This window comes from Flavobacterium bomense (assembly GCF_003970355.1).
This window is the reverse complement of the sequence record NZ_RYDJ01000247.1, coordinates 1-1,088: the sequence shown is the minus strand read 5'-3', so window position 1 is coordinate 1,088 and position 1,088 is coordinate 1. Positions and strand designations below refer to the sequence as shown.

2 protein-coding genes are annotated in these 1,088 nt (G+C 35.9%); both read right to left on the bottom strand.

Features of this window, described 5'->3' with window-relative positions; translation table 11 throughout:
* A partial coding sequence (locus tag EKL98_RS17075; RefSeq protein ID WP_148104474.1) for a TCR/Tet family MFS transporter occupies positions 1 to 732 on the bottom strand: 732 nt, incomplete at its 3' end.
* A gap of 80 nt (positions 733 to 812) precedes the next feature.
* Positions 813 to 1,088: 2-oxo acid dehydrogenase subunit E2 (locus EKL98_RS17070; protein WP_199740760.1), on the bottom strand; the 276-nt coding region annotated here is incomplete at its 5' end.

Here is a 1,088-nt window from a genome sequence, read left to right as displayed (position 1 = left end):
CATGGTAAAATAGCTCCAATTGCTTTGCACAGCGTGGGAAGCAATATATAGTAAAAAAATAGCCAACATTAATCCAATTAGAGAAGGATGTTTTTTGATGCTTTTTAATGCTCCAACTGGGTTAGCACGTCTTATATCAAATTCGCGTCGATTATTTTTTGATAATGATTCTGGCAAAATAAAATAACCGTACAAAAAGTTAATCATACACAATACAGCTGCTGCATAAAAAGGAACTCTTGAACCATAATGCCCCAAAAAACCACCTATTACAGGTCCAATAATAAATCCTAATCCAAAAGCGGCCCCAATCATTCCAAAATTTTTAGCACGATTCTCTTGTGTACTAATATCCGCAATATAGGCAGATGCAGTTGTTATACTTGCTCCAGTAATACCTGCTAAAATTCGTCCAATGAACAACCAAAATATGGTAGGCGCAAAAGCTAACAGCAGATAATCTAGCGAAAATCCAAATAATGAAATTAAAATAATAGGTCTTCGACCAAATTTATCGCTTAAATTTCCAAGTATTGGCGCAAAAATAAATTGAGTAATGGCATAGGCAAAGGTCAACCAACCACCATATTTAGCGGCCTCACTAATATCTCCATTAATAAGTTCTTTAACTAATTTAGGTATTACTGGAATGATAATCCCCCACCCTGTAATATCAATTAACATGGTGATGAAAATAAAACCAATTGCGGCCTGTTTTTTTGTTTTTGACATAATAATCTTTGAAGGTAAAACTACAAAAAAACCAGTTTGATTTCTCAAACTGGTTATAAGTTAAGTTTTGATATTGAATATTACATTTCAAATGCTTTCTTAGGATTTCCACCGCAAAGCAATTCTACTGGGTTTTCCAAGGCTTCTTTCACGGCAACCAAGAATCCAACAGACTCACGACCATCGATAATTCTGTGGTCATACGAAAGGGCAACATACATCATGGGGTGAATTTCTACCTTGCCGTTTACAGCAATGGGACGCTCGATAATGTTGTGCATTCCAAGGATTCCAGATTGTGGCGGGTTGATAATTGGTGTAGATAGCATAGAACCAAATACGCCACCATTTGTGAT